Origin of the sequence: Amycolatopsis balhimycina FH 1894, from assembly GCF_000384295.1 — a bacterium.
Lineage (GTDB): Bacteria > Actinomycetota > Actinomycetes > Mycobacteriales > Pseudonocardiaceae > Amycolatopsis > Amycolatopsis balhimycina.
Window position 1 is genome coordinate 10,224,137 of the sequence record NZ_KB913037.1, and the last position, 18,799, is coordinate 10,242,935.

16 protein-coding genes are annotated in these 18,799 nt (G+C 71.9%); 9 read left to right on the forward strand and 7 right to left on the reverse strand.

Going from position 1 to position 18,799, the window contains the following annotated elements:
• Nucleotides 1-21 precede the first annotated feature (21 nt).
• Both A3CE_RS0147100 and A3CE_RS0147105 read left to right on the forward strand, forming a co-directional pair.
• Entirely contained in the window at nt 22-1,308 is a 1,287-nt protein-coding gene (locus A3CE_RS0147100) for a sensor histidine kinase (protein WP_020647102.1), read from the forward strand.
• Nucleotides 1,305-1,979 (forward strand): response regulator, encoded by a 675-nt coding sequence (locus A3CE_RS0147105; protein ID WP_020647103.1) that lies wholly within the window; start codon nt 1,305-1,307, stop codon nt 1,977-1,979. The genes A3CE_RS0147100 and A3CE_RS0147105 overlap by 4 nt, the downstream gene beginning before the upstream one ends.
• 77 nt (nt 1,980-2,056) lie before the next feature.
• Here A3CE_RS0147105 and A3CE_RS0147110 read toward each other — a convergent pair whose 3' ends face one another.
• From A3CE_RS0147110 to A3CE_RS0147140, 7 genes are read right to left on the reverse strand one after another with little or no spacing between them, the layout of a single operon-like run.
• Nucleotides 2,057-2,500 carry an RbsD/FucU family protein gene (locus tag A3CE_RS0147110; protein WP_020647104.1) on the reverse strand — a complete coding sequence of 148 codons (444 nt, stop codon included), beginning with the start codon at nt 2,498-2,500 and terminating at the stop codon, nt 2,057-2,059.
• Between the two features lie 19 nt (nt 2,501-2,519).
• Entirely contained in the window at nt 2,520-3,323 is an 804-nt protein-coding gene (gene larE / locus A3CE_RS0147115) for an ATP-dependent sacrificial sulfur transferase LarE (protein ID WP_020647105.1), read from the reverse strand.
• Nucleotides 3,323-4,456: a nickel pincer cofactor biosynthesis protein LarC gene (larC, locus tag A3CE_RS0147120; RefSeq protein WP_020647106.1), complete on the reverse strand. Its 1,134-nt coding sequence runs from the start codon at nt 4,454-4,456 to the stop codon at nt 3,323-3,325. The genes larE and larC overlap by 1 nt, the downstream gene beginning before the upstream one ends.
• Nucleotides 4,453-5,124 carry a nickel pincer cofactor biosynthesis protein LarB gene (gene larB, locus A3CE_RS0147125; protein WP_020647107.1) on the reverse strand — a complete coding sequence of 224 codons (672 nt, stop codon included), beginning with the start codon at nt 5,122-5,124 and terminating at the stop codon, nt 4,453-4,455. Before larB ends, larC begins: the two co-directional genes overlap by 4 nt.
• Nucleotides 5,121-6,401: a nickel-dependent lactate racemase gene (larA, locus tag A3CE_RS0147130; protein ID WP_020647108.1), complete on the reverse strand. Its 1,281-nt coding sequence runs from the start codon at nt 6,399-6,401 to the stop codon at nt 5,121-5,123. The genes larB and larA overlap by 4 nt, the downstream gene beginning before the upstream one ends.
• Nucleotides 6,398-7,246 (reverse strand): amidohydrolase family protein, encoded by an 849-nt coding sequence (locus A3CE_RS0147135; protein WP_020647109.1) that lies wholly within the window; start codon nt 7,244-7,246, stop codon nt 6,398-6,400. The genes larA and A3CE_RS0147135 overlap by 4 nt, the downstream gene beginning before the upstream one ends.
• A complete protein-coding gene (locus A3CE_RS0147140; RefSeq protein WP_020647110.1) occupies nt 7,243-8,094 on the reverse strand; it encodes a fumarylacetoacetate hydrolase family protein in 852 nt (283 codons plus the stop codon). The genes A3CE_RS0147135 and A3CE_RS0147140 overlap by 4 nt, the downstream gene beginning before the upstream one ends.
• A 224-nt stretch (nt 8,095-8,318) precedes the next feature.
• Between A3CE_RS0147140 and A3CE_RS0147145 the strand changes: the two genes are divergently transcribed.
• From A3CE_RS0147145 to A3CE_RS0147175, 7 genes are all read left to right on the forward strand, one after another.
• Complete coding sequence (locus A3CE_RS0147145) at nt 8,319-9,641, forward strand: enolase C-terminal domain-like protein (protein ID WP_020647111.1); 1,323 nt, start codon at nt 8,319-8,321, stop codon at nt 9,639-9,641.
• The gene (locus A3CE_RS0147150; protein ID WP_020647112.1) at nt 9,638-10,411 is read left to right on the forward strand and encodes an SDR family NAD(P)-dependent oxidoreductase; all 774 of its coding nucleotides are present in this window, start codon (nt 9,638-9,640) and stop codon (nt 10,409-10,411) included. Before A3CE_RS0147145 ends, A3CE_RS0147150 begins: the two co-directional genes overlap by 4 nt.
• On the forward strand, nt 10,408-11,475 hold the full coding sequence (locus A3CE_RS0147155; protein ID WP_020647113.1) for a sugar ABC transporter substrate-binding protein: 1,068 nt from the start codon (nt 10,408-10,410) through the stop codon (nt 11,473-11,475). The genes A3CE_RS0147150 and A3CE_RS0147155 overlap by 4 nt, the downstream gene beginning before the upstream one ends.
• A 23-nt stretch (nt 11,476-11,498) precedes the next feature.
• Entirely contained in the window at nt 11,499-12,998 is a 1,500-nt protein-coding gene (locus tag A3CE_RS0147160) for a sugar ABC transporter ATP-binding protein (protein ID WP_020647114.1), read from the forward strand.
• Nucleotides 12,991-14,016, forward strand: coding sequence for an ABC transporter permease (locus A3CE_RS0147165; RefSeq protein WP_026469556.1), 1,026 nt, complete (start codon nt 12,991-12,993; stop codon nt 14,014-14,016). Before A3CE_RS0147160 ends, A3CE_RS0147165 begins: the two co-directional genes overlap by 8 nt.
• A 176-nt stretch (nt 14,017-14,192) precedes the next feature.
• Nucleotides 14,193-16,466, forward strand: coding sequence for an alpha-L-fucosidase (locus A3CE_RS0147170; RefSeq protein WP_043791499.1), 2,274 nt, complete (start codon nt 14,193-14,195; stop codon nt 16,464-16,466).
• Between the two features lie 299 nt (nt 16,467-16,765).
• Nucleotides 16,766-18,790, forward strand: coding sequence for an AMP-binding protein (locus A3CE_RS0147175; RefSeq protein WP_026469557.1), 2,025 nt, complete (start codon nt 16,766-16,768; stop codon nt 18,788-18,790).
• The last annotated feature ends 9 nt before the right edge of the window (nt 18,791-18,799 follow it).

Here is an 18,799-nt window from a genome sequence, read left to right on the forward strand (position 1 = left end):
CACTATGGACAGGTGAGGGAAGTGCGCACCGACGACACCGCCGAAGCCGTCCTGCCGCTGCTCGGGCATCCGCTGTTCACGCGGGTGGCCCGGATCGGCAGGCGGCTGCGGCGGGCCGACCGGGACCACCCGTGGCTGCTGGACGCCGCCGTGGTCGCCGTGGTCGTCCTGCTGTTCGGCGTGCCGGACTTCGTGCGCTGGGACGGCGACGGCCCCGGCGACGGCCCGCCGATCACGTTCGTGCAGCTCCCGACGGTTGCCATGCTGGCCATGCAGGCCGGGCTGATCCTGCCGCTGCTGTGGCGGCGGCGGGCCCCGTACGCGGCGTTCGCCGTGATCGCGGCGGTGTTCCTGCTGCAGTGGACACTGGGGGCGTTCCTGCGGGCCGACGTCGCCCTGCTCGTCGCCCTGTACAGCGTCACCCTGCACGGCCGCTTCCGGTACCTGCCGTGGGCCTGCGCGGCCGCGGCAGGCCTGCTCGTCCCGGTGGCGGTGCGCGTCTCGGCCGTGGTGTCCGTCTGGGGAGCGCTGTTCTTCCTGGTCGGCACCGCGACCGCGGCCGTCGCCCTCGGGTTCGCGGTGCGGATCCGGCGGGCCCAGCTCGCCAACCTGCGCGACCGTGCCCTCCGCCTGGAGATCGAACGGGACCAGCGCAGCAAGCTCGCCGCGGTCACCGAACGCACGCGCGTGGCCCGGGAGATGCACGACATCATCGGCCACAACCTGTCGGTGATCATCACGCTGGCCGACGGCGGGGCGTACGCGGCCGAGGCCACCCCCGAACGCAGCCGGGAGGCGCTCCGGCTCGTCGGGGAGGCCGGCCGCCAGGCCCTGGGCGAGCTGCGGCGCATGCTCGGCGTCCTGCGCGAGCAGGCCACCGCGCCCGAACTCCATCCCCAGCCCCGCATCGCCGACATCGAGGCGTTGTGCGGCAGGCTGGGCGCGGCCGGCCCCGAGGTCGTCTACCGTTCGGGCGGCGAGCTGGAGTCCCTGGACCACGCAGTGCAGCTGATGGCGTACCGCATCGTCCAGGAGGCGCTCACCAACAGCCTGAAGCACGCCGGCTCCGGCACCCGGATCCAGGTCGCGCTCACCGTGGAAGGCGCGCAGCTGCGGATCCACGTCCACGACACCGGACGGCCCGGCGGCACCGGCGAGCCGTCGCCCGGTGAAGGGCACGGGCTCGCCGGCATGCGGGAACGCGCGGCGCTCTACGGCGGAACCGTCACCGCGGGGCCCGAGCCCGGCGGCGGCTGGAGCGTGCGGGCCGTCCTCGACGTCACCCCGATCTCGGGCGGTGCGGCATGACCAGCGTGCTCATCGTGGACGACCAGCCCCTGCAGCGCTTCGGCTTCCGGATGCTGCTGGAAGCCACGCCCGACACCGAGGTGGTGGGCGAAGCCGCGCACGGCGCGGAGGCCGTGCGCAGGACGGCCGAACTGCGGCCCGACGTCGTCCTGATGGACATCCGGATGCCCGGGATGGACGGCATCGAAGCCACCCGGCAGATCGTCGCCAGCGGCGGACGCTCCCGGATCCTGGTGCTGACCACGTTCGACCTGGACGAGTACGCGCACGCGGCGCTGCGCGCGGGAGCCAGCGGCTTTCTCCTCAAGGACGCGCACCCGGAGGAACTGCTGGCCGGCATCCGCGCCGTCGCCCGGGGCGACGCCGTCGTCGCGCCCGCGCTCACCCGGCGGCTCCTCGACGCCTACGCCCACCACCTGCCCGCCGCCGGCGACCAGGGCCGCGCGGATCCGCGCTGGCAGGCCCTGACCGAGCGCGAGCGGGAGATCCTGGTCGCGATCGGGCAGGGCCGGACCAACGGCGAGATCGCCGAGCACTTGGTGCTGTCGGAGTCCACCGTCAAGACCCACGTCGGCCGGGTGCTGGCGAAGATCGGGGCCCGTGACCGCATCCAGGCCGTGATCGTCGCCTACGACCTGGGGCTGACTCGCCCCCACGAGCCCGGTTACTGATCCGGCCAAAAGCAGGCCGACCCCCGCGCGGCACGTAACCGTTGCTACGAAGCCATTCGGCCGTGACTGTGGTCGGATTAGTAACTATCGGCACAGTAGCCGCCGGCGGGCAGGAATCCCACTGTCAGCAGGAGGTTCGCGTAAAGGCGGTCGTCGCCGGTGGCGATGCACAGTGCCACCTCCGGTTCGCGGCCCGCCCGGTAGAACTCGAACCGTTCGACCGGCCGCAGCGGAAGATCCGGGCCGAGCAGCTCTTCGTAGCCCTTCCAGCATTCGGGCGGGTTTCCGTCGTCCGGCAGCATCGCCGTCACCGATTCGACCGGCACGGCCGTGAGCAGGGGAGCGAGAACGTCGTCGACGGTCACCAGCCCCCGGCGCAGGTTCAGGTGGATCAGCTCGGCGCCCGGAGCGACGTTGGTGGCGTGCGCGTAGTTGGCGTCGGCGATCAGGACGCGCGAACCGTGGCCGGTCGCCGCGAGGGCCCGCAGCAGCGGGGGATGGAGCAACGGGTAACGCAGCATCGCGGGTTCTCCGTTCGGGTCAGTCCGGTTCGTGGTTGAGGGCACCGGAGCGGAAGGAAGCGACGGCGACCTCGGTGAAACCGAGTGACCGCACGGCATCGAGCAACCGCGGATCGTCGTGGACTTCGGCGGCCACCGCCGCGTCGAGCTCGATCCGGGCGGTCCCGCCCAGGTCGCGGACCCGCAGGTCGCGCCAGCCGGGACCGCGGTCGTCCAGGAACCGGCGAACGGCCGATTCGGCCTGCTCGACCCTCGCCAGGGTGGCCGTGGTGATCGGGATGCCGAACCGGACCCGGCTCGCCAGGCAAGGCGCGGCCGGCTTGTCCGCCCACGCCAGACCCCAGCCCCGGGCGATGGCGCGAACGTCCTCTTTGGACAGTCCGAGCGTGCGCAGCGGGGTGTGCACGCCGATTTCGTCCCCCGCGCGGATGCCCGGCCGGAACGGGTCGACGGCGTCGTCGGCGTTCGTGCCCGTGGCCAGCGCCGGGAACCCTTGGGCGGCGGCCACCGCCGCGATCGTCGTGAGCACGGTGGTCTTGCAGAAGTAGCAGCGTCGACGACCGTTGGCCGCATACCCGGGCTCGGCCAGCTCGGCGGTCTCCGGAGTCAGGTGGCGGACGCCGAGATCGGCCGAGATCCGCCGCGCGTCGGCCAGCTCCACCACGGCCAGGCTCGCGGAGTTCGCCGTCACCGCGAGCACGTCCGCCGGGCCGAGGGCGCGGACGGCGGCCGCGAGGACCAGCGCCGAGTCGGCGCCTCCGGAGAAGGCGACCGCCAGCCGTCCGAGGCCGGCGAGGTGCGTGACGAGCCCGGTGCCGTCCATCAGCGCCCCGCGGCGATCGTCGCGACGACGCGGGCAGGCAGGCCGAGTTCGCGCGCGGCCGCCACGACGTCGTCGTGCTCGGGTTTCGCCCCGTGCGGTCCGCGCTTGCGTCGCACCGGCATCCCGAGGACGTCGACCGTTTCGGTCTCCCGCTCGAGCGCGGTGCGGCGAACCGGGTACTGGCGCAGCCCGAGGCTGCCGGTTTCGGCGAGCACCAGGTCGCCGAGCCGGGAGGCGTGCTCCGGCGCGGCCAGTACGTGCAGGACGTGGGCCGGCCGGCCCTTCTTCATGGTCACCGGGCTGATCCACGCGTCGAGCGCGCCGGCCGCCAGCAGTTCGCCGACGGCGTGGCCGAGCACCTCGCCGGTGACGTCGTCGAGGTTCGTCTCGAGCACCATCAGCTCGCGGGTCCCGGCGTCCGCCGTTTCGCCGAGGTGCACGACCGCGACGTTCGGCCGGTCCGGCAGCGACCGGGTGCCCGCGCCGTACCCGGTGGCCAGCAGGCGGAACTCCGGCGGCGGTTCGAATCGAGCACCGGCGGCCTTCAGCAGCGCGGCCGCGGTGGGAGTGACCGTCTCGCCGGTCAGTTCGCTGCCGACCGTTCGCGCACCCTTCAGGAGGCTCGCGGTCGCAGGCGCGGGACAGGGCAGGACGCCGTGCGCGGTGCGGACCGTCCCGCCGCCGAGCGGCAGCGCGCCACAGTACACAGTGGACACTTCGAGCGCGTCGAGCGCGGCGAAGACGCCGATGACGTCGACGAGCGTGTCGTGCCCGCCGAGTTCGTGGAGGTGGACGCGCTCGGGGGCCTCCCCGTGCAGCCTGCCTTCCGCCTCGGCGATCGCGCGGAGCGCGGCGACCGAGCGTTCCGCGACCGGCGCAGGCTCGACCCGCCCGGCCATGGCGATCAGTTCGGCCGCGGGCCGGCTGGTGGCGTCGTCGGTGACGTCCACGAGGGCGCGGGCCGCCGTCAGCCCGTGGGTGAGCAGGGACTGGACGCGCAGCTCCCAGCCCGTCAGCCCGCTGGCGGCGACGGCCGAGCGGATCCGCTCCAGCGGGGCTCCGGCGTCGACCAGCGCCGCCAGCAGCATGTCCCCGGCCAGGCCGGTGAACGGCGAGATGACGCAGATCTTCACCGTGGCCTCCGCAGGACGTGGGCGAGGCGGAAGGCGGCCATGGCCGCGCCGAACCCGGAGTCGATGTTGACGACCGTGATGCCTGCCGCGCAGGAGGCGTGCATCGCGAGCAGCGCGGTCACGCCTTCGAGTCCCGCGCCGTACCCGGTCGAGGTGGGGACGGCGATCACCGGGCAGGCGACCAGGCCGCCGACGGCCGAGGCCAGCGCTCCTTCCATGCCCGCGACGACGATGACCGCGTCGGCTTCGCGCAGCCGTTCCGTCTCGGCCAAGAGGCGGTGGAGACCGGCCACCCCCACGTCGGTGACGGTTCGCACGCCCAGGCCGATGGCCGCGGCGACTTCGGCGGCCTCTTCGGCGACCGGACCGTCGGACGTGCCCGCGGCGGCCACCGCGACGGCGAAGTCCGTGGTCTCGGCCGGGCGCCAGACCAGGAGCCGCGCACCCGGCGCGTACCCGCCACCGGGGACCGCGGCCAGTACGGCACTCGCCGTCTCGCGCTCGACGCGGGTGACCAGGACCGGGCCGGTGTTGTGCGCGAGCAACGTCCGCACGATGGCGACGATCTGCCCGGGCTGTTTTCCCGGCCCGTAGACGACTTCGGGGAGTCCTTGGCGGTGTTCGCGGTCCAGGTCGACGCGCGCGAAACCGAGGTCGGCGGTACTCATGGCTGTACGTAAGGGATCGTGAGCGGGCCTTCCGGGAGCACGCAGGCCCGCGCGTCCGGCCCGGCCCGGTCGAGTGCCTCGGCGACGGTGGCCGCGATGTCGGTGGTCCGGGTCAGGTGGGCCGTCGCGAGGTCGGCGTCGGTCAGGTGGTCGCTGCGCAGGACGACCCGGCAGTCGTCCTGGATCTTCGCCTGGATCTGGACCTGCCACTGGTCGGGCACGGTCACCGGCCGGGCCGAGATCTCGGCGAGCAGGGCCGCGGGTGAACTCGCCGAAGCGAGCACCTCGCGGTAGGAACCGTGGTCGGGGAAGCCGTCCCGGCACTCTGCGGCGCAGACGATCGTCCCGCCCGGCTTGGTGATCCGGTGCGCCGCCGACATCCCTTTGACGGCTTGGTAAAGATTTTGATCGAGGGGGTACCCGGAGTTCGTCGTCACCACGACGTCGAACGGCGCCGGGACCGGCCGCATGGCGACCTCGCGGGCGGCGTGGGTCGCGGCCGCGTGCATGGCGAGCAGGTCGCCGCCGAACGCCCCGATGACCGCCTTGTCGCGGTTGAGGATGACGTCGAGGGCGAAGGTGACGCCGGTGGCCGCGGCGATCGCGCGGACGTCGTCGTGCACGGGGTTGCCTTCGGTGATCCCCCAGGTGGCGTTCCGGTGCCCGATCCGGCGGGCGTCGTGCAGCACCAGCACGGTCTCCAGCGCCGCCAGCCCGGGCGCGACGAGCTTGGGGCCGCCCGAAAAGCCCGCGAAGAAGTGCGGTTCGACGAACCCGGTGGTGATCCGCACATCGGCGGCCACCCACTCGCTGTTCAGCCACACCGGGACGTCGTCGCCGTGACGCCCCAGCCAGGTCAGGCTCGCGCGGTCGCGCGCGTCGTGGTTGACGATCCGGACCGTGCCGGCGACCTCGTCGCCGAACATCGCGCGCAGTTCCGGTCCGGAGTTGCCGCGGTGGGTGCCGGTGGCGACCAGGATGACGACGTCCTCGAGGCGGACGACGCCGTCGAGTTCGGCGAGGATCGCCGGGATCATCAGTTCGCGCGGCTGCGGCCGGGTCCCGTCGCACGCCGAGATCGCGACAGTCTGTCCCGGCCGCACCCGCTCCCGCAGCGGCGGTCCGGCGACCGGTTCCCGCAACGCCCGGCGCAGCAGCACCGCCGCGGGTTCGATGACCGGGTGGTGCACCGGGGTCACCACGGTGGTGACCGCCGGGTCGATGGCCAGGTCGAGGCCGGTGTCGCCGTAGGCGAGCCGGACCGTCCGGGCCGTCATCGCGCAGCCAGCCCGTACACGCGGGTCGCGGTGCCGCCGCGGACGGCGTCGCGTTCGGCCGGCGTCAGGCCGTCGATCAGGCTGTCGGCGGCGGCCATGACTTCCGCGTACGTCCCCGCGAGCAGGCACACCGGCCAGTCGGACCCGAGCATCAGCCGGTCGGGGCCGAAGGCGGCGAGCGCGGTTTCCGCATACGGCCGCAGCTCGGCGGGCGTCCAGTTCCGCCGGTCGGCTTCCGTGACGAGACCGGAAAGCTTCGCGACGACGTTGGGTTCCCGGGCCAGGGTGGCCAGCCCGGTCGCCCATGGCTCGAGGTCCCCGGTGGCGACCGGGGGTTTCCCGAGGTGGTCGAGGACGAAGGTGAGTTCCGGCAGCGCCCGGGCCGCGGTGATGGCCGCCGGGAACTGGTGGGGCAGCACGAGCAGGTCGTACACCAGACCGGCGTCGCGCACCGCCGCGAGCCCGGCCAGGACTTCTTCGCGGGCCAGCCAGTGCGGGTCGGGCTCGGCCTGGACGAGGTGCCGGATGCCGGCCAGGAGTTCGCCGCCCGGCGCCGACCGCAGCCGTTCGAGGTCCCGCGCCGGCGAGCCGGTGAGGTCGAGCCAGCCGACCACGCCGGCGATGAGCGGTTCCGCGGCCGCGGTCGCGAGGAACTCGACCGACTCGTCGAAGTCCGGCAGGACCTGGACGAGCACCGTCGCGTCGATCCCCGAAGCGGCCGCCCGCAGGTCGGCGGTGGTGTAGTCACGCCGGATCGCCGCGGTGTCGTCGCCGTCCAGCCACTCGTGGCGGCGGACGGAGGTTTGCCACAGGTGGTGGTGCGCGTCGACGCGCCGGCCGGTCATGCCCGGCCGATCCCGTGGCGCTGGCGGCCGAGGCCGTCGATGTCCACGGTCACTTCGTCCCCTTCGGACAGATAGGGGAAGTCGTTGGCGCCGAACGCGACGCCCGCCGGGGTGCCGGTGTTCACGACGTCGCCCGGTTCGAGCACCATGAACTGGCTGAGGTACCAGACGATGTGCCGGACGCCGAAGAGCATGTTCTTCGTCGTGCCGTCCTGGCGCTGCTGACCGTTGACGGCCAGCCGCAGGCGAAGATCCTGCGGGTCGCCGGCTTCGTCCGGGGTGACCAGCCAGGGGCCCAGCGGGTTGAACGTCTCGCACGACTTGCCCTTGGTCCACTGGCCGCCGCGTTCGTGCTGGAAGTCGCGCTCGCTGACGTCGTTCGAGATGGCGTACCCGGCGATGACCGCGTCGGCGTCTTCCGGCGTCGCCAGGTACCGCGCCCGCCGCCCGAGCACCACGGCCAGCTCGACCTCGTAGTCGGTGCGGGTGCTGGTCCGCGGGATGAGCACGGTGTCGTCGGGGCCGACGATCGTGTTGGTGGCCTTGAGGAACACGACCGGCTCCGCGGGCGGCTCGGCACCGGTTTCGGCGGCGTGGTCGGAGTAGTTCAACCCGATGCAGACGAGGAGGCCGGGCCGGGCCACCGGGGCGCCGACGCGCAGGCCCGCCGGGTCGAAGGCGGGGAGGGTGCCGTCGCGCAGGGCGGTTCCGGTCCGCGCGACGCCGTCGCCGGCGAGGAAGGTCCCGTCGATGTCCGCGGTCAGCGGCCGCAGGTCCCGCGCCGCACCGGTCTCGTCGAGGACGACGGGGATCTCGTGACCGGGGTCGCCAAGGCGTTGGAAGCGCATCGTCGGGTCCTTCGGGTAGGCGTGCCGCGCCCGCTCCGGCGCTCGCCGGACCGTAGCAGACATATGATGTCTCGATCAAAGATCCGACGCGTCATCACAAGTAAAACCACGAAAAGTAGCTATTGGCTACTTAGAGTCCAAGTTATCGCCGTGTTACGGATCGGGGCTGGACAATCCCTGGGCTGCCGCGTAGCCATACATATGTTGTCTGCGCCGAGTGAGAGGTGGCCACGTTGGCCGAAGTGATCAGCGCCATCGACGCCGTCGACGTTCGCTTCCCGACTTCGCTGAGCCTGGACGGGTCGGACGCGATGAACCCCGAACCCGACTACTCGGCGGCGTACGTGACCATCCGCACGAGTGCCGGTGACGAGGGCTACGGGCTCGCCTTCACCGTGGGCCGCGGCAACGACGTCGAGGTCGCCGCCGTCCGGGCGCTCGTGCCGCTGGTCGTGGGGATGCCGGTGGCCGACGCGCTCGCCGACCTCGGCGCGTTCTCCCGCCGGCTGACCGGGGACAGCCAGCTCCGGTGGCTGGGCCCCGACAAGGGCGCGATCCACATGGCCGCGGCTGCGATCGTCAACGCGGTGTGGGACTTGCGGGCCCGCCGCGAAGGCAAGCCGGTCTGGCGGCTGCTGGCCGAAATGCCGCCGGAAGACCTGGTCGACCTGGTCGACTTCCGGTACCTGCAGGACGCCCTGACCCGCGACGAAGCCCTCGACATCCTCCGCCGCGCCGAACCGGGCCGCGCGGCGCGCCAGGCCGAACTCCTGGAATCCGGTTTTCCGGCCTACACCACGACTCCCGGCTGGCTCGGGTACTCGCCGGAGAAGCTGGCGGCGCTCGCGGCGGAGGCGGTCGTGGACGGGTTCACCCAGATCAAGCTCAAGGTCGGCGCCGACCTCGACGAAGACATCCGCCGGCTGCGGCTGGCACGCGACGTCGTCGGGCCGGACGTCCGGATCGCCATCGACGCCAACCAGGCGTGGGGAGTCGGGCAGGCCATCGAATGGCTGCGCCCGCTGGCGGAGTTCGATCCGTACTGGATCGAGGAGCCGACCTCCCCCGACGACGTGCTCGGCCACGCCGCGATCCGCCGGGCGGTCGCGCCGATCAAGGTGGCCACCGGCGAGCACACGCACAACGCGGTGATGTTCAAGCAACTGCTGCAGGCGGAGGCGATCGACGTCCTCCAGCTCGACGCGAGCCGCGTCGCCGGGGTCACCGAGAACATCGCGATCCTGTTGCTGGCCGCGAAGTTCGGCGTCCCGGTGTGCCCGCACGCGGGCGGGGTCGGGCTGTGCGAGATGGTGCAGCACCTGTCGATGTTCGACTTCGTCGCGGTGAGCGGCACCCAGACCGACCGCGTCATCGAGTACGTGGACCACCTGCACGAGCACTTCGTCGACCCGGTGCGGATCGAGCGGGGCCGCTACCTGGCTCCGCTCGAGCCGGGACTCGGCGCGCGGCTGCACGCGGAATCCGTGGCTCAGTACCGGTTCCCCGACGGACCGGTCTGGCAGCGGGACGCGGTGGTGGTCGCGTGACCGGCGGAGAGTTCGACGGTGTCCGCGCCGTCGTGACGGGCGGGGCGTCCGGGATCGGGCTCGCCACCGCGCGGACGCTGTCCCGGCGCGGCGCCCGCGTCGTCTGCCTCGACCTGAACGACAAGGTCGAGGAGCCCCTGACCGGGGTGCGGGCCGACGTTTCGGACGACGGTTCGGTGCGGGCCGCGGTCGCCGCCGCGGCCGAGCACCTCGGCGGCTTGGACGTCCTGGTCAACAACGCCGGGATCGGTGCGCAGGGCACGGTTTCCGACAACGACGACGCGGAGTGGCACCGCGTCTTCGACGTCAACGTCGTGGGCATGGTGCGGGTGACCCGCGCGGCCCTGCCGCACCTGCGCGAGTCGCCCGCGGCGGCGATCGTGAACACGTGCTCGATCGCGGCCACCGCCGGGCTGCCGCAACGGGCGCTCTACAGCGCCACGAAAGGCGCGGTCCTCGCGCTCACCCGCGCGATGGCCGCCGACCACCTGGCCGAGGGCATCCGCGTGTGCTGCGTCAACCCGGGCACCGCGCACACCCCGTGGATCGACCGGCTGCTGGCCGAGGCCGACGATCCCGAAGCCGAGCTGGCCGCCCTCGCCGCGCGCCAGCCCACCGGCCGGCTCGTCACCGCCGAGGAGGTCGCCGCGGCGATCTGCTACCTGGCCGGCCCGGACTCCGGCGCCACCACCGGCACCGATCTCGCCGTGGACGGCGGTATGTCCGGCCTGCGGCTCCGCCCCAAACCTGTCAACGAGGAGAGGTCATGAAGTTCCAGCACCTGCGTGCCGCCACTGTCGTCACAGCCGGCGTCCTGACCGCGGCCGCACTGGCCGGATGCAGTGGCGGCGGCTCGACCGCCGCCTCCGGCGGCAAAACCGTCGTGGGGGTCGACTACCCGCGCTCGGACACCGACTTCTGGAACGCCTACATCAAGTACGTGCCCCAGTTCGCCGGGCAGTTCGGCCTCGACCTCAAGACCACGAACTCGCAGAACGACGTCGCCAACCTGACGGCCAACGTGCAGACGATGATCAGCCAGGGCGTCAAGGGCGTGGTGATGGCACCGCAGGACACCGCGGCGATCATCCCGACCCTGCAGCAGCTCGCCGGGAAGAAGATCCCGGTCGTGTCCGTCGACACCCGTCCCGACCAGGGCAACGTCTACATGGTCGTGCGGGCCGACAACCGCGCCTACGGCGAGAAGGCCTGCCAGTTCCTCGGCACCAAGCTCGCCGGCAAGGGCAAGGTCGTCATGCTGCAGGGCGACCTCGCGTCGATCAACGGCCGCGACCGGACCGAGGCCTTCAACGACTGCATGAAGAAGGACTTCCCGGGCATCACGGTCTTCGGCGAGGCCACCAACTGGGACGCCAACACCGCGGCCCAGAAGCTGCAGACCCGGCTGACCGCGAACCCGGACATCAAGGGCGTCTACATGCAGTCCAGCTTCGCCCTGTCCGGCACGCTGCAGCTGCTCAAGCAGCGCGGCCTGGCGGTCCCGGCGAGCGACCCGAAGCACGTGTTCATCGTGTCCAACGACGGCATCCCCGAGGAACTGGCCAAGATCCGGGCCGGCGAGATGGACGCGACCGTGTCCCAGCCCGCGGACCTGTTCGCCAAGTACGCCCTGCAGTACGTCAAGGACGCGATCGCCGGCAAGACGCCCACGCCGGGCAAGACCGACCACGACAGCACCATCATCCAGGTCCGCGACGGCCTGATGGAGGACCAGCTGGCCGCACCGCTGGTCACCGCGGACGGCGCCACGTTCGGGCCGGTGAGCAGCGTCAAGGTCGACGACCAGTCCCTGTGGGGCAACAGCAAGAGCTGAGGCGCTCCGGAGAGGAACCGAACATGAACACCGTGCCGGTCGTCGAGGCCCGTCAGGTGGTCAAGCGCTACGGCGCCACCGTCGCGTTGGACGAAGCCGACCTGACCGTCCTACCCGGACAGACGCACGCACTCGTCGGCCGCAACGGCGCCGGCAAGTCGACGCTGGTTTCCGTCCTGACCGGACTGACCGAGCCCGACGCCGGAGCTGTGCGGCTGAACGGGGAACCGGCCCCGGCCCTGGCCGACCGGGACGCCTGGCGGTCGCGCGTGGCCTGCGTGTACCAGCGGTCGACGATCATCCCCGAGCTGTCGGTGGCGGAGAACCTGTTCCTCAACCGGCAGGAGACTCGCGGCGGGCTGGTCCGCTGGTCCTCGTTGCGCCGCGCGGCCGCCGAACTGCTCGAACGCTGGTCGGTGGACGTCGACGTGCACCGGCCGGCCAAGGAGCTGAGCGTGGAGCAGCGGCAGTTCGTGGAGATCGCGCGGGCGCTGTCGTTCGGGGCCCGGTTCGTCATCCTCGACGAGCCGACCGCCCAGCTCGACGGCACCGCCATCACCCGGCTGTTCGGTCACATCGCCGAGCTGCAGCGGCAAGGCGTCACTTTCCTGTTCATCAGCCACCACCTGCAGGAGGTGTACGAAATCTGCGACACGGTCACGGTCTACCGCGACGCCCGGCACGTCCTCACCGCGCCGGTCGCCGAGCTGCCGAAGGCCGACCTCGTCGCGGCGATGACCGGGGAGAACGCCATCGTGGCCGAGGAGCGCGCCTCCTCGGCCCGGCACGGCCTCGAACCCGTGCTCCGGGTGGACGACCTGAGCCTCGCCCCGCACTACCAGGACGTTTCGTTCGACATCGCGCCCGGCGAGATCGTGGGGCTGGCCGGGGCGGGTGGCAGCGGCAAGACCGAGGTCGCCGAGACACTCGCCGGGCTGCGCAAGCCGACCTCCGGAACCGTCTTCGTCGGAGATCGGCGGCCGCGGCCCGGCGACGTCCCGTCGGCGCTGGCCGCCGGGATCGGGTTCGTCCCGGAAGACCGCCACCACCAGGGTTTCGTGCCGGAGATGTCCATTGCGGACAACTCCACGATGAGCGTCATGGACCGGCTCGGCCCGGGCATCTTCGTCCGGTCCGGCCTGCGCGACCGGCTCGCCGGGCAGCTGATCGCGCGGCTGGCGGTGAAGACCCCCGGCCCGGAACTGCCGGTGTCCGCGCTGTCCGGCGGCAACCAGCAGAAGGTCGTCATGGCCCGCGCGCTCGCCGGCGACCCCCGCCTGCTCGTGCTGATCACCCCGACCGCCGGGGTCGACGTGCGGTCGAAGGAGTTCCTCCTGGGCAAGGTCGCGGAAGCCGCCGCAGCGGGCACCGCGGTGCTGATCGCCTCCGACGAGGTGGACGACCTGCGGCTGTGCGACCGCCTGCTGGTCGTGGTCCACGGCCGCATCACCACCGAAATGCCCGCAGGCTGGCAGGACCGCGAGGTCGTGGCCGCCATGGAAGGAGTCGACCTCGATGCCTGAAAGCCCCGCCGCGGTGGACGTCCCGCCGCGGACCGAGCCCGGCGCCACGCGGCCGCCGCGGCGCATCGCCCTCGCCCGCATGCGCGACTTCGCGCTGGTGCCCGGGATCATCGCGATCGCTGTCGTCGGCCAGCTGGTGAACCCGGTGTTCCTCCAGTACGACAACGTGATCAACATCCTGCAGACGATGTCGGAGATCGCGCTGCTGGTGCTCGCCCAGACGATGGTCCTGGTCGTCGGCAAGATGGACCTCTCGCTGGAGTCCACGTTCGGCCTGGCACCCGGCGTGGCGGCCTGGCTGACGATCGGCGGCGGCCATTCGCTCGGGCTGCTGCCGTCGTGGGCCGCGGTACCCGTGGTGCTCCTGGTCGGCGTGGTCGTCGGTGCGCTCAACGCCCTGCTGATCGTCCGGTTCGGGCTGAGCGGGTTCGTCGTCACCCTCGGCATGCTGATCGTGCTGCGCGGCCTGCTGACCGGGATCTCCGGCGGCCAGACCTTCTTCGGGCTGCCCGATTCGGTGCTCTACCTCGGCACCACGCTGTGGGCCGGTGTCCCGGCCTCCATCTGGATCTGCGTGCTGCTGTTCGCCGGCGGGATCGTCCTGCTCGGCTACACCCGGTTCGGCCGCAGCCTCTACGCGATCGGCGGGAACGAGGACGCGGCGAAGGCCGCGGGCATCCGGACCGACCGCATCGTGTGGATCGTGCTGATCGGGGCCAGTGTCCTGGCCGCGCTCGGCGGGCTGCTGCTCTCGGGCCGGCTCGCCTCGGTGGCCGCGGCACAGGGCAACGGCTACATCTTCACGGTGTTCGCCGCCGCCGTCATCGGCGGGGTGAGCCTGAACGGCGGCCGTGGCACGCTCTTCGGCGCCTTCACCGGCATCCTGCTGCTGTACATGATCCAGAACGTGCTGACCCTGGCCGGCGTGCCCGCGCAGTGGATCGGCGCGCTCAACGGCGCGATCATCCTCATCGCGCTGGTGATGTCCCGCATCACCAGCGGGAAGCGCCAGACCTGACGCTTCCGGCGAAGCGGCCGCGGTCCCCAGCGAGATGTGAAGCGCCCCAATGTGGCGTTCGGTGCGTCCAACGCACCCAATGCCACATTGGGGCGTTTGAGCCGGGCCGGTCGCCGCCCGACCCTGCGGTACCGGTTGGTTTCCTGTTAGCTCCCCGTCACCCTCTGGAGAGTGCAATGACGCCCCCTGCCCAGAACCCGTTGTCCCGCAGGCAGTTCGGTGCCCTGGCGGCGGCCGGGCTCGCGGCCGCCGCCGTGCCGCCGGCGCTGGCCGGCCCGGCGGCCGCCGCCACGCCGTCCGAGCCGTACCAGCCCACCTGGCCCTCGGTCGACGGGCACCCGCCTGCGCCGGAGTGGTTCCAGGACGCCAAGTTCGGCATCTACTGGCACTGGGGCGCGTTCACGACGCCGGAGTTCGGCAGCGAGTGGTACGGCCGGAACATGTACATCCCGGACAGCGGCGAGAACAAGCACCACAAGGCGACCTACGGCGATCCCACGGTGTGGGGCTACGACCGGTTCATCGACGGCGGCACCGACACGGCAGGCAACCACGTGCAGTTCGCGCCGGAGCTGGTCTCCCGGGGCGGGCAGTTCGACCCGGAGGAGTGGGCGAGGGTGGTCAAGGCGTCCGGGGCGAAGTTCGCCGGCCCGGTTGCCGAGCACCACGACGGGTTCTCGATGTGGGACAGCAAGGTCAACGAGTGGAACTCGGTGGCGCGGGGGCCGCGGCTGAACCTGCTGGACCTGTTCGGCAAGGCCATCCGCGGGCAGGGCCTGAAGCTGCTGGTCGCGATGCACCACGCGTTCAACTACAACGGCTTCTACGACTTCGCCCCGCCGCAGACCACCCCGAGCCTGCGCAAGCTGTACGGCCAGCTGCCGCGCGCCGAAGAAGACAAGCTCTGGCTGGCCAAGCTCAAGGAGGTGATCGACCGCGCGAAGCCGGACATCCTCTGGCAGGACTTCTCGCTGAACTCGCCCGGCTACTGCATCAACAGCGGCCCGTGCGCGGTGGGGGAGCAGCAACGGCTGGAGTTCCTGGCCTACTACTACAACCAGGCGCAGAAGTGGGGCAAGGACGTCGTCTCGACGTTCAAGCACTTCGACCACGGGTTCACCACCCACGGCGAGGTCGCGGACTACGAACGCGGCGGCCCGGCCGACATCGTCACGCCGTACTGGCTCACCGACGACGCGATCAGCAGCAGCAGCTGGAGCTACACCCAGGGCATCGGCTACTACTCGAGCACCCAGATGATCCACTCGCTGATCGACCGGGTCAGCAAGGGCGGCAACATGCTGCTCAACATCTCCCCGACGCTCGAGGGGACCATCCCGGCCGAGCAGCGCGCGGTCCTCGCCGACTTCGGCACCTACCTCGGCCGCGTCGGCGAGTCGATCTACGCCACGCGCGCCTGGGACGTCTACGGCGAGGGCCCGACCAAGATGGGCGGCGGCTCGTTCGTTTCGCCGAAGGTCGGCACGGCCAAGGACTTCCGGTTCACCCGCGACAAGGCCGGCCGTGTGCTCTACGCGACCGTGCTGGCCTGGCCCGGTGCGACGGCGGACATCACGACGCTGTCCGGCAAGCGGATCGACCTGAGCGGCCTGCGGCGCGTCGAACTGCTCGGCGCCCCCGGCCCGCTGAAATACACCCAGGACGCCGGCGCCCTGCACGTCACGCTGCCGTCGGCGAAGCCCTACGGGTCACCCGCCTACGTGCTCAAGCTGACGTTCGACGGCCGGATCCCGGTGGTGGGGCCCGCGTCCGGCGCGACCGTGTTCGCCGATGTCGGTTACCGTGGCGTGAGCGCGGCGCTGGCGGTCGGCAGCTACCCGGCCGCGCAGCTGCAGGCGAAGAACGTCCAGCCCAAGACGATTTCCGCGATCTGGCCGGGAGACGGCTACCAGGTCCTCGGCTACCCCGGGGACAACCTCACCGGCACCCCGCGCAAGTTCGTGACGGCGACGCCGGATCTGCGAACCTCCGGGTTCAACGACGCGATCGTCTCGATGCGCGTCACGTTCGATCCCGCGCGGTGGTTCCGCATCGTCAACGTCACCAGCGGACTGGCCGTGGACGGCGGCGGCGCGGTCGAGGCGGGCAGCACGCTGAAGGTCTGGACGCCGGACGACAGCACGAACCTCCAGTTCGGGATCGAGGACGCCGGAGACGGGTTCGTCAAGCTGACCAATCGCACCAACGGTCTCGTGATCGACGGCGCCGGTGCCACCGCGGCGGGCGGCAATCCCGTGCAGTCGGCCTACACCGGCGCGGCGAGCCAGCAGTGGTCGATCACCGACACCGGCGGCGGCGTCTTCGCGATCGCGAACCGAGCCACCGGCCTGGTCCTCGACGGCGGCGGGAACGTCCCCTCCGGCTCCCCGCTCAAGGTGTGGTCCGACGACGGGAGCCCGAACCTCCGCTGGCAGTTCTCGGTGGTCTGAGCGGCGGCGACGCGCCGGACCCGGGTGCCGGCCCGGTCCGGCGCGTCGCCGCCGAGGTGAGAAAGGCGTGAAAGAATCGGCGGTTCTCTTGTTCTCGGCCGTCGTTCCGGATTGAATCCATCGAATCGTGTGAGCATGTGTTGACACGCCGATGGGGGCAAACGGATGCTGGCTTGTCGGCCAAAGGGCCGATACGCCGGACCGGCACGGGAGGGCCGAGCCATGATCACCGAACCGAGGGCGTTTCCCGGCATGTCCGGCGGCGATACCGGTGAACCGTCCCGGGTGGCCGGGTGACGATGGAGCCGGAACTCGTCGAGATCAACGTTACCGTGCCGCATTCTCCCGCGAAGCTGTGGACGATCGTGGGAAACCCCCAGCTCTATCCGCGGTTCGTCCGCGGGATCACGTTCTGCGAGCCCGTTTCGGAGACCGCCGGCCGGGGCGCCCGCTACCGGTACCGGGCCGGCGGCGAAGGCGAGGCCGAAATCTTCGTCCACCGCCGGGACGAGCACCTGGCCTGGTCGAGTGTGCACGGCAGGCAGCACCGGATGTCCGTCGTGCTGCGTCCGGTGCCGGAGGGCTCCGCGGTCACTGTCCTGCTCACGGTGCTCGACGGCCGTTCGCCGGCGGTCCCGAAGATCCGCCGCCGGATCCTCGAGGCGATCGAGACGATGTGCGATCACCTCAGCGGGGTCCCCGCGGCGGATCCGCCCCCGCGCCGCCCCTCGAAGCGCGAGCTGGGGCGGGTCCTGGTCCGGGCCGGCGTCCTCACCCCCGCCCAGCCCACCGGGACACTCAAGCAGCTGCGGTCGGTGGGCCGGTGGGGCTCGACCCTGGCCGGTGGCTACGAGTCGGTGGCCCGCCGCACGCCCGAGGCACTGGCGCTGTGTGACGAGCGGTCCGAGCGGACCTTCGGCGAGGTCGACGAGCGCACGACCCGGCTGGCCGCGGTGCTGAAGCGCTACGACATCACCGAGGGGGCACGGGTACTCCTGATGTGCCGCAACCACAACGCGATGGTCGAAACGATGATCGCCTGCAGCAAGCTGGGTGCGGACCTGACCCTGATGAACACCGGCCTGGCCCTGGGCCAGGCCGCCCAATTCGCCATCCGGCACCGATCACAGCTGGTGCTCGCCGACGCCGAGTTCGCGGCCCTGCGCGGGCAGCTGCCGCCGGAGGTCCCGCAGCTCTGGACGTGGCCTCCCGGCGGCGGGTGGCACGGTTCGACCATCGAAGAACTGATCGACGCCGAGCCGCCCGCCCGCATCGCCCCGCCGAGCAGGCCCGGCCGGCTCGTCGTGCTCACCTCGGGCACGTCCGGCCCACCGAAAGGGGCGCGCCGCCCGACCCCGCACAGCGTCGCCGACGCCGCCGCGGTGCTGTCGGAGATCCCGCTGCGGGCGGGGGAATCGATCCTGGTGGCCGCCCCGCTGTTCCACACCTGGGGCTTGGCCGCGCTCCAGCTCGGCATGGCCCTGCGGGCCGGTCTGGTGCTGCCCCGGCGCTTCGACCCGGAAGCGACGCTGGCGATGATCGAGCGGCAGCAGTGCACGGCGCTGTTCGCGGTGCCGACCATGCTGCGGCGGCTGCTGGACCTGCCGGAGAAGACGCGGACGCGCTACGACCTTTCCTCGCTGCGCGTGGTCGCCAGCTCCGGCGCGGGGCTGCCGGGTCGGCTCGGCGAGGAGTTCATGGACGCGTTCGGGGACATCCTCTACAACCTGTACGGCTCGACGGAGGTGTCGTGGGCGGCGATCGCCGGCCCCCGCGATCTCCGGGCGGCCCGCGGCACGGCGGGCAGGCCACCGATCGGCACGGCGATCCGCGTCCTCGACCGCACGGGTGCCCCGGCTCCGCCCGGCGCGACCGGACGGCTCTACGTCGGCAACCGCCTGCTCTTCGACGGGTACACCGACGGGGCGCAGCTGGACGTGCGGGACGGGCTGATGGACACCGGCGACCGCGGCTACGTCGACGCCAACGGCCTGCTGTTCGTCGAGGGCCGCGAGGACGAAATGATCGTGTCCGGCGGCGAGAACGTCGCGCCGGCGTCGGTGGAGGAAGTCCTGCTCACCCTCCCGGAGGTGCGGGAGGCGGCCGTGGTCGGGGTCCGCGACGCCAAGTACGGCCAGCGCTTGGCGGCTTACCTCGTGCTCGTCCCCGGCGCCCGGCTGGACGTCGACACGGTCCGGTCCCACGTGCGTGAGCGGCTCGCCCGGTTCGCGGTGCCGCGGGACGTCGTGTTCGTCGACGACCTGCCGCGCAACGCCACCGGCAAGGTCGTCAAGCAGGTCCTGCGCCGCATCTACCGCTGGTGACGCGGCCGG

Coding starts and splice junctions, on each gene's coding strand:
- A3CE_RS0147170 (WP_043791499.1), top strand. CDS start 14,193: ATGACGCCCCCTGCCCAGAACCCGTTGTCCCGCAGGCAGTTCGGTGCC.
- A3CE_RS0147155 (WP_020647113.1), top strand. CDS start 10,408: ATGAAGTTCCAGCACCTGCGTGCCGCCACTGTCGTCACAGCCGGCGTC.
- A3CE_RS0147105 (WP_020647103.1), top strand. CDS start 1,305: ATGACCAGCGTGCTCATCGTGGACGACCAGCCCCTGCAGCGCTTCGGC.
- larA (WP_020647108.1), bottom strand. CDS start 6,401: ATGACGGCCCGGACGGTCCGGCTCGCCTACGGCGACACCGGCCTCGAC.
- larB (WP_020647107.1), bottom strand. CDS start 5,124: ATGAGTACCGCCGACCTCGGTTTCGCGCGCGTCGACCTGGACCGCGAA.
- A3CE_RS0147165 (WP_026469556.1), top strand. CDS start 12,991: ATGCCTGAAAGCCCCGCCGCGGTGGACGTCCCGCCGCGGACCGAGCCC.
- A3CE_RS0147135 (WP_020647109.1), bottom strand. CDS start 7,246: ATGACCGGCCGGCGCGTCGACGCGCACCACCACCTGTGGCAAACCTCC.
- A3CE_RS0147175 (WP_026469557.1), top strand. CDS start 16,766: ATGGAGCCGGAACTCGTCGAGATCAACGTTACCGTGCCGCATTCTCCC.
- larE (WP_020647105.1), bottom strand. CDS start 3,323: ATGGACGGCACCGGGCTCGTCACGCACCTCGCCGGCCTCGGACGGCTG.
- A3CE_RS0147160 (WP_020647114.1), top strand. CDS start 11,499: ATGAACACCGTGCCGGTCGTCGAGGCCCGTCAGGTGGTCAAGCGCTAC.
- A3CE_RS0147140 (WP_020647110.1), bottom strand. CDS start 8,094: ATGCGCTTCCAACGCCTTGGCGACCCCGGTCACGAGATCCCCGTCGTC.
- A3CE_RS0147110 (WP_020647104.1), bottom strand. CDS start 2,500: ATGCTGCGTTACCCGTTGCTCCATCCCCCGCTGCTGCGGGCCCTCGCG.